General features: G+C 44.8%; 9 protein-coding genes. All 9 read right to left on the bottom strand.

The features are described from left to right. Positions 1–75 precede the first annotated feature (75 nt). Positions 76–1020, bottom strand: a complete 945-nt coding sequence (locus tag IQ260_RS06320; protein ID WP_193991902.1) for a glycosyltransferase family 2 protein — start codon at positions 1018–1020, stop codon at positions 76–78. Positions 1021–1090: 70 nt separating this feature from the next. Next, positions 1091–2008, bottom strand: a complete 918-nt coding sequence (locus IQ260_RS06315) for a glycosyltransferase (protein WP_193991900.1) — start codon at positions 2006–2008, stop codon at positions 1091–1093. Beyond that, entirely contained in the window at positions 2005–2910 is a 906-nt protein-coding gene (locus IQ260_RS06310; RefSeq protein ID WP_193991898.1) for a glycosyltransferase, read from the bottom strand. The genes IQ260_RS06315 and IQ260_RS06310 overlap by 4 nt, the downstream gene beginning before the upstream one ends. Positions 2911–2972: 62 nt before the next feature. Then, a complete protein-coding gene (locus IQ260_RS06305; protein WP_228015635.1) occupies positions 2973–4076 on the bottom strand; it encodes a glycosyltransferase family 4 protein in 1104 nt (367 codons plus the stop codon). A 292-nt stretch (positions 4077–4368) separates the two neighbouring features. Beyond that, the gene (locus IQ260_RS06300; RefSeq protein ID WP_193991894.1) at positions 4369–5310 is read right to left on the bottom strand and encodes a glycosyltransferase family 2 protein; all 942 of its coding nucleotides are present in this window, start codon (positions 5308–5310) and stop codon (positions 4369–4371) included. Between the two features lie 150 nt (positions 5311–5460). Next, positions 5461–6681 (bottom strand): glycosyltransferase, encoded by a 1221-nt coding sequence (locus IQ260_RS06295; protein WP_193991892.1) that lies wholly within the window; start codon positions 6679–6681, stop codon positions 5461–5463. A gap of 60 nt (positions 6682–6741) precedes the next feature. Next, entirely contained in the window at positions 6742–7533 is a 792-nt protein-coding gene (locus IQ260_RS06290) for a sulfotransferase family 2 domain-containing protein (RefSeq protein ID WP_193991890.1), read from the bottom strand. Positions 7534–7581: 48 nt separating this feature from the next. After that, the gene (locus tag IQ260_RS06285) at positions 7582–8484 is read right to left on the bottom strand and encodes a sulfotransferase family protein (protein WP_193991888.1); all 903 of its coding nucleotides are present in this window, start codon (positions 8482–8484) and stop codon (positions 7582–7584) included. After that, on the bottom strand, positions 8477–9280 hold the full coding sequence (locus IQ260_RS06280; RefSeq protein WP_228015634.1) for a sulfotransferase family protein: 804 nt from the start codon (positions 9278–9280) through the stop codon (positions 8477–8479). The genes IQ260_RS06285 and IQ260_RS06280 overlap by 8 nt, the downstream gene beginning before the upstream one ends. Positions 9281–9367: the final 87 nt, after the last annotated feature.

The following is a 9367-nucleotide window of genomic DNA, read 5'->3' as shown; positions in this document are numbered from 1 at the left end:
GATAATAGTGTTCAATGGTATGGGATGTGATGATTTTTCTATTTTTAGGGTGTGTACTTAAATCATGTGTTTATATTAAAGGTGAGTGAGATAGTAGAAAATCATCAAATTGAGCTTGATCTTACCTAGGATGTTGGTATGGGAGAGATATATCTCAATCAGATTATTGAAATTTTTATCACTGAGCCGACATTTTTTTCTCAGGCTGATACCTTTCGCTAATAATTTATTACTTAAATGCTCAAAATCAGCACCTTTGGCTCTGATCCAATAGCCAGTAGCGATAGAGATTTCAGCTCCGATTTTTCGCTTATTGACGGCTTCAGTATCTGAATAGATATTATTGTGAAGCCTAAAAAGACACAGCTTTCGCTCTGTTTGATAGCCGACACCTAATCCTACGGCTAATAGTTTGATGTAAAGATCGGAAATTGCTACCCCCGATTTTCCCGGCACCTCAGGCATGGGAAAAATCTTTTCTGCTAATGCTCTAGATAGACAGATATTAGATGTAGATGGGGCAAATGAGGGAGACTTAGCATTGCGAACGGCGCTTCTAAAGTCAATTTTCCTAGGATTTTCCTTAGGGTTTTTGATGGCAACATCTTTAAAGATGGACGTCAGGCTATCGGTTAGGAGCTGACTAGACTGATATGGGGTTGCGCGATGAAAAAACCAGTCAGTATTAGGATCTTTTCTAAAAGCATTGACAACTTCGGCAACCTTGTTAGGCAAATAGATATCGTCGGCATCTAGCAGACATATAATGTTACCCCTACTGCTTGAGAATCCGGCGTTGAGGGCTGATGCTTGACCTCCATTTGCTTTGAGTACTGGAATGATCTTGTTTCCATAACTGTGAATAATGTCATGGGAATTATCTTGGGAGCCATCATCTACGACAATTACTTCAATATTGTTGTAGGTCTGATGAAGAGCACTATCGATGGACTGACTTAAAAATGAGCCATAGTTGTAGTTGTTGACTAATATGCTAACTAGAGGAGTCTTTTCAGTCATGACTATAATCGGTATAGGTGGCTCGTACTAACTATTGGCTGTGATTTGTTTTAGATGATCTGAGACAGAGCTAACCCCGCTCAGAGATGCCGCCACCAAACTGTAGTCGCGTTCTTTCTTGAATAGCAGCTAATCTAAGCCGCAGCATCACCATGACAAATTGGATTTTTTGACGGGCTCCACGTAGCCGCTGATCGCTCCACGTACGGATAAAAAATCGAAACGGTGGTTTGAGGAAATCAAGATAGTCAGCTAGCAAAGCCAGTCGTGTCTTTTTAGTGGCTTTGATGATATCGTAGCGACCACCAATAATGCGAGTGCCTCGCTTGTTAAGGTCTTTCCAGGTATTTCGAGTCGGGTGTTTGATACAGGCATCTTTGGCGTAGAGCTGTTGATAGCCTGCTTGGAAGACCCGCTGCCCCCATTGCTTATCTCCTCCTGATTTAAGCGTTTTATCAAAATTGCCGACTGCTTGAATGACATGCTTAAAGGTAAACAGATTGGCGGTGACTCCAAACTGACCATTCTCGATAAATTTATCCTGGGGAAACCCCATTTCTAGCATTTCATACAGCTCAAAGGGATTAGGATTGTCAGCATCTTGGGCAAACAGGTCAATGTGGCCTGCGACTAATCCGACATTGGGGGCACTGCACAAGGTGGAAACACCCTGTTCTAGCCATTGGGGAGTGGGGATACAGTCTGCATCGGTAAAGGCAATTACGTCTCCTTGGGCGACTGTAAGCCCTCGGTTACGGGCAATGTATGAGCCTGGCTGGGCTTCATTCACCAACGTTACCCGCTCAAAATTAGTAACGACCGCGTTCACATCCTCTTGGGAATTGTTATCGACGACGATGATTTCATAACAGTCTTGGGGATATGTTTGTTTAGCCAGCGCCCGTAAGCATAGTGCTAGAGACTGGTTGTCGTTGTAGACGGGAATGATGACGGAGACAGTGGGTGGGTGCTTTGAATCAGGGTTCATGATGTTAGCTGATGAATCTTGAAATAGAGTCGTAGATTTACCCATGCTCTAGAAAGCCTTAACCGAATGTAGATATAGACAATGGCGATGCGCTTCTGTAGATTGGCAATATTGTTGTTTTTTAAGATTCCTAGCAAATATCGAATGGGGGGTTTGGCATCGTAAAACACCTCCCTTAGAAATGCCAGGAGAGGTGTCGTTGCTTTATTATTCTTTTTGAAGTTACCCTCGTAGACTCGACAGAGCTTGGTGTTGAGTGCGTCAAAATCAGTGCGGGCAGGGTGGGATATTTTGACATCAGCGCCATAGATTTGCGGATACCCTGCGGCATAGACCCGCTCTCCCCACTCGCGATCGCCACCAGATTTGAGGGCGGCGTTGAATGATCCAACGGTGGCGAACACTTGTGGGGTGGTAAACAGATTGGCCGTTGCGCCAAAGTGAGCGTCTTTAACGTATTTTTCCTGCTGCAGAAAATGCAGGCTATCGTATAGTTCAGCCGGTGTGGGATTATCGGGGTTTTGAAAAGAAAAGGCAATACGTCCGGCGACAAACCCGCAGTTGGAATGGGTGCGGATTTGGGTAACGCCCTTTGCAATCCAGTCAGATGCGGGGGCACAGTCTGAGTCGGTAAAGCCTAGGATAGTACCTTTTGCGATCGCAAGTCCCCGATTTCTAGCACAGTATGAACCGGGCGCAGCCTCAAACACATACTTGGCCTGGGAAAATTGAGCCACAATCGGCTTTAAGTTTTCGGTCGAGTTATTATCAACAACGATAACCTCGTAGCATGTCTGCGGGTAGGTTTGGTATTCCAACAAACTCAGACACTGTCGCAAACGCTGGGAATCGTTATATACCGGTATTATGATCGAAACAAATGCCAGCTGTTCTTCAGTCATAAGCCACTCTATTTGCGATTGTCTTCAGATATGGGGTCGTCAGCAACGCCGGGATACTCAGCTCATACGCAAACTGATAGCTCATCTTTTTGAGGGATGTTTTCACTCACAGCTGTGATAAAGTTCTGCACCTGCTGAGCAGGATCAAATTCTGGTCTCAGACTATTTTGATAAGCAAGCTTCGATATCTTGGCATAATGCTCCTCATCCATCAGCCTATTTAAGGCACTGAAATAGGGTTCTACACTGTCCTTTGGATTAGCTAAAATCCCCCCTGCACCTAACGTAAACGGGATTCCTCCTACTTGAGCAGCAACCACTGGAATTTTGTTGGCTTGCGCTTCTATGATCACGCGGCCAAATGTTTCAGTAAACTGCGAGGGTACCAATAAAATATCTGTAACCCCATAAACGTTGCGCATATCTGACTGATATTCCCAAATCTCAACATTGGGAAGAGTTGCAGCCGGTTTGACAATGGCATCGATTTGTTTTTTCTTATAGGTTGACCACTTACCCTTAACAAATAGAAATTTTCTATCTGGCATCTTTTTTGCCAAGGCCAGGGCTATCTCCACCCCTTTTTGAGGGATTGGATTAATCAGGGTAATGTATTCACGTTTTCGGTCCGAAACCAAATAGCGCTCACGGTCTACAAACGGCAGTACGACCGGAATATCGTGGTCAAAATGGGACGATGACGCTTGGGCTGCCAGCGGGGAGTTAGCAATGGGATAAATCCCCGCTGGCAGCTCTTGACCCAGCTCAAAACACGTTAAGCTACGAATAAAGTAGTAGCAGGCATAGCCCCGTGCTAGGGCTCGATTTAAAAGAAAACACTGGGGGGAATTATGCCCCATGACAATATCAGGTTGATAATTATCCAAAAAATTGTCAAACCACGTTAGCCAGGTTGCTTCTTTACCAAAGATTCCAAGCCAGCGCCAGACAGGATACCCTAACTCTTTATCTAGAATTGCTCGGGTTAACTGTAATAGAGACGTTCTAGCATAGCGAGAGCGCACAGATGTTCTGCATACAATCTGGATTTCCCAGCCAAGCTTAGCGAGGCTTTCAAATAGAAAGAGCGCTGAGCGCTGGGCTCCCCCTGAAGATTCTGGATAAAACGTTGATCCGGTAACAAACAGTAGTTTTGGCATTTGCATCAGGAAATGTTTGGTGATAAAAGACTAAAGGTGTTAGATTTGCCGAGGGGATGGTTTGAAGGTATCTAAGTACGGATAGGCATCGATTCCGCTAACTTGGGTGAATCGTATACACATGGGTTGGAGAATGGTTCAAGCTGTCGAGCCCTCATCCTAAATCCTTCTCCCTGGGGGAGAAGGACTTTGAGGGTGGCTCCCCTTCTCCCTGAGGGAGAAGGGGTTGGGGGATGAGGGAAATGCAGTACGTGGAGCTACCTATCAAGTCTGATGATTGAGCAGAAATCATATGGCGTTAATAGAGCAGTTTTTTTGTCTTCCAAATCAGGTGCTTTGTAGTAAATTTGGGCAATCCATATTTGATGGTCTCTAAGCTCAGCCAAAACCATTTGAGATAATACTGTTCGTCAAAATACTTGTTGGCAAACGCCATACAAATCTCTGCACAGATATGGTTGAAAGCCGTTGAGGGTATTTTAACAAACTTCTTTTTGAGAGCAGGATAGTATTTCTTAGCCAGGTTAAGGCGATTATTTTTTCTAACGCCTAACGTTTTAGATTCGGTCGCTTGTCCCATGTTGTGCTTGCGTCTAATCACAAGGGGCGATTTTGTAAAATGAACGCCGTATCCTTGAATTAAACAGCGTAAATATAAATCGGTGTCTTCTCCAAATCTCAGGCTGTTGTCAAACAGTCCAACCGAGTCCAAAATATTCCGAGGAAATAGAACAGACGATGGGGTATAAATGCAGCTTCCTCTGACTAATAGATGATGTTCAATCGAGATGAACGAATCTAGATCTGGCGTCTGCCATCGAATAGTTTTAGAGTTATTTACGGTATCAAAATTAACAATTCCACTTGCAAAGAAGCAATCTTTATGTAGCTGAGCGGCTTGGAACTGTGTTTCTAAATAGTTTGGCTCCCATAGGTCGTCAGAATCAAGAAAAGTGATGTAGCGACCCTTTGCCTGCAGAATGCCTGTATTTCTGGCAACTGAGACTCCTGAGTTTTGCTTTAAGGTAATTAAATTGACGCTTGGATATTCGTTTTTAACAACGGTTGCAGTATTATCTCGAGAGCAATCGTCCACTACAAAAATTTCTATGGAGCCGTTAAAATTTTGCTGTAGAACACTGTCTAGAGCTTCCTTTAACATATGGATTCGATTGTAGGTGGGAATGACAACCGAGATATCGGGTACAGACTGATGGGCGATTCCAGAGAAAATCTTCATTCTTATCAACCTCAATCTTGAATGGCCTTAGGACAGAGAAATTAGTGAAATCTATCTCCTCAACGTTATGGTAGAGGGCTGAGCAGAGTCGACGCCCGGCTCAAGTGAAACTTATTTAACTTTTCTCCTTAGAAAAGAACATAGCTGGCTTTATGACTGAAAATGATGACGTATTTGTTCTAAAATTTCAGCCTGGTTGTATTGTTTTGCGGCTACCTCATAGGCAGCCAAACCTAAACGTTTGCCTAGTTGCCCATCATCTTGCAGCAGCTTGATACAGGCCTCGGCAAAAAACTGAGGATTGTCTCGTAGAAAAACTGATTCGCCATCGATCAGATCCAGTCCTTCTGCACCAATGCGGGTGGATACTATGGGCTTTTGATAGGCTGCAGCCTCAATTAACTTGACGCGGGTACCACTGCCAGAAAGGATAGTACAACAAACAACTCGCGTCTTTTTATATAATTCATCAAGATTTTCAACAAATCCGGCAAATTCTACTCCTACAGGCTGTGTCTGATAGCTTCGAATTCTCTCGGGGTGAGCCCCGGCGATAATTAGCTTTGCCTGGGGTATGGCCTGATAAATATGGGGCCAAATTTTCTCAACTAAAAAATCTGCAGCGGTAATGTTAGGTTGATAGGTATAGGAGCCAATAAACAACAGTGTCGGATCTTTAGTCAGCTGTTGAGGAGGGGGTAACGTAATGGCATTGGGAACGGTGACGATACCTGGGAGGATAAGCTCTTCAGTTAGGTAGTTGCGATCGCACTCTGAACATACAAATGTCCGATGGGCCTGGCGAATAGCTCGCAATTCTGCCCGTCTTAGGCTAGGTAGATACAAATAGTGGCCTCGCCCCTTCTTGCGATATTGAGCAGGCTGCTGAATTTGCCGCGTCAGGGATATATGCTCTACATCGTCCAGGTCAAAATAAATCGGCGGTGGTTGAGCATGGGTCAACATGAGCGGCACCATAGCCTGAAGTCGATGGGCAAAGACAGCGTCTGGCTTACGCGCTAAGCAGTTTTCGAGAGCCTCGATCTGGGTCTTTCCACTCATCCTGATGTAAGGCGACTGTTCAAAAAAGTTGAAGGCTCCAAGCAAATATTTGGTGCGTAGGCGATGTTGACGGGTTGAACGATGGCAGAAAGTGAGCGTAATGTCAGCCTGCCAGTGCTTTGCAAACTCTTTTTCGAGTTTAGCAACCGCTGTAGGAGAGATATCAAAGCTGGGAGGGACGTAATATAGAAAATCAATGGCGGCCAGACCCTGGATAGCATTAATGAATAGTCCCATCCGTTTATAAACGCCATGGATCTTGACCCGAAGATCCGTGGGAAAGTGAGCAGAAATAAAGAGGACTCGCATATCTCAAAGATAAATTAACTACCTAAATTTCGACCATCTGTGGGCTTAACAAGGTCGTCTCTATACACTGACCAGCTGTCTGGATTGCATCAGATCCATGGCAGCCTGATAGATTTGAATATTGGGCTGACAGATTTCCTCAACTTGAGTTCTGATATCATCTTTGATTTGTTGCTGCTGTTGTTTTGCTGATAGGGGATTTTTATTACACGTTTCAATTTTTAATTCGGTGCCAAAAACAGTTTGAAAATCCTTGTAAAACCAATCTAGCTTTTCTAAAACACCAACTAATGCAAACTTTTCCAGGTTTTTGATGGCTTGGCTAATGGCGGCATCGGTGGCAGCCTCCTCACTGGATATGCCATCGACTAGCAAGTAACTATAGTTGCGACCTAGGTGTTTTGCCTCATCTGTCGTTAAAAACTCCTCTAGCGTGCAATCGAGTTTGTAATGGTCGTTATTCTTATGACGATTGAAAAAATATTGAGAAAACCATTTTGAAACGGGGTCTCTCAAGAGGGTAATGTAGTGCCAGTCATCACCATAGGCCTGCATGGCTTTGTCGCTGTAGGCAAAATGTCCGCTGATATAGCGATAGGACTTATGGGCCATACAGTAATTCAATACTTCTCGTTTGAGTTCAACAATGGGTTTCTCTAAGGCATGGGCGGCGCTATCTAAGGCCATTACATCCAAATGAAAATCACTGTTTTTTGAACCCTTGGGAAAATTAAAGGCATTTTCAACGGCGAGCCGTAGGGAGGTGCCGCCACACTTAGGGATATGGAGAAAGAAGATTTTTTTATCAATGGTTAGGCTGGACGACTTTGACAAAAAGTTAGGAGAAATCATACGTTAGTAGCGCGTATTGTTTAATAGACGGTTTCGGAGATGCGATCGCTAATGCGCGATCGCAGGCAGATCTATTTGCTGACTATTTTTTTGTTGATTATTTTGAGGAGCCTCAATATCGAGCAGCCCTGCTTTTGAGATCGTTTCTAGAATGTAGGTTTGCTGAGGGCGATCAAACAGCGTAGAGAACTTATCAGTGGCTTTCTGATAGATAGCTTGGCCTGAATTAGCTTTCCAAGGTTCGCGCTGCAGGGCGATTTTCCCAAAAGAACCCTGGCGATGATCCAATGAGGTCACATCAAGGTTAGTACCCATAAAATCTCCAACGCGCTGACTTTCTGAGGTTAAATTTTGAACCAGACTGTCATAATTAACTATCAGGTGGTTGGGTTTATTCCTATGAATATAGGTGTTTGTTACAGAGATTATCCACTTGCGGAGACATTGATCAATGTCCCATGGACCGTCCCATTCGAGGGGATATTTGTGGGTGACATCATAGAGAGAGGCGACCACATCTGGACCATTGCGGACAATATGGATAAAGAGCGCGTCACCAATGTGGGTCTCAATAAAGTCAATAAATTTGACATGGTCGGGCGTCTTTTCAATCCAGATGGATTTATGGTGCTGTTTTGCGATCTCATCTAATGTTTGAGCAAATACCTGAGTATGCTGGCGTAAGCTCAGCATATGTCTGGGCAAAGACTTTCCCATTTCTGGATGCCCTGCTTCCTCCATGAAATTCTCAAATCCCGATCTAGAATAGGGAGAGGCCAGGTTGAACTTCTTGCGTAACTTGCTACGGCGCTTAAACAAATTGACAAAAAAATGGGACTCGGGAAACGAAATAATCGCAGAATCGGTTAGAAGAATACGCTGCAGTAGCGTAGTTCCCGAGCGCGGACAGCCGACAACAAAAACTCTTTTAGGGGATGACGTCCTATACATAGCTAGCGTAGTTTAGTGTTTGCAATAGTGGGCCTGCCTCTTGTTCAATTTGCCGAAGCTGTTCCGTGGATAGCTCTTTCTTCCACATCCCCACCGAATCAGGTCTGGCCTGAGACATGGCCTGATAAAACCGCTGACGCGATGTCTGGGCCGTGATGCCTAAAAAATTAAGTAGCCGCTCGGCTTCAGCATTTGGATCAGTAACCAGATGCTCATAGCGCAACTCATGATATTGCTGCTTAGACAGCTGGGAGGCAGCCTGTAGGGCACTTTCCGTGTGCCGTCTCCAGGCCCAGATGCAGCGGTGAATGTCGCTAGTTGATTCGAACTGAGCCACCCGATCAGCTTCAACCCAAAAACGAGCATAGGGACCATAGCGATAGCCACCCGGTTCATGTTTGGCAGATTTAGCCTGAGCTGCCTGCATCCAGGGCTTTTTACTATGGGAGAGCGCCGCATCTCGACCATCTCGGATGATATGGATAAATTGAGCATCAGGAAATGCCTGATGTAAAAAATCGATTACAAAACAGTTTCGTGGAGTCTTGTCCGCAAATCGTAAATCTCCATCGGCATAGAGCCGCATGAGCCAGGCATAAACTCGCTGATAAACGCCTTTAGCCTTGGAAAAATCCCACTCTTGATTGTAAACATAACGGGCCGCCGCTTTGGTTGCAACCGGCTCAAAATGATAGGAGATTTCTGGTAATTTTCCAATACATGAACCCAGAAAGGTGGTGCCTGAGCGGGGAGAGCCCACAACAAAGACTGGGCTGCGCAGATTCGGAACAGCCAAGTGCCACAGTCTATCTAGTGAGACTGGCCGGGTTTGGGGCTGATAATACCTGCGGTCGGCAGATGCTGTTTTTCTAGCCCAAGTTGG

Origin of the sequence: Leptolyngbya cf. ectocarpi LEGE 11479, assembly GCF_015207065.1 — a bacterium.
Classification (GTDB): Bacteria; Cyanobacteriota; Cyanobacteriia; order Phormidesmidales; family Phormidesmidaceae; genus Leptothoe; species Leptothoe ectocarpi.
The sequence above is the reverse complement of the archived record's forward strand: the minus strand, read 5'-3'. Positions and strand labels throughout refer to the sequence as shown.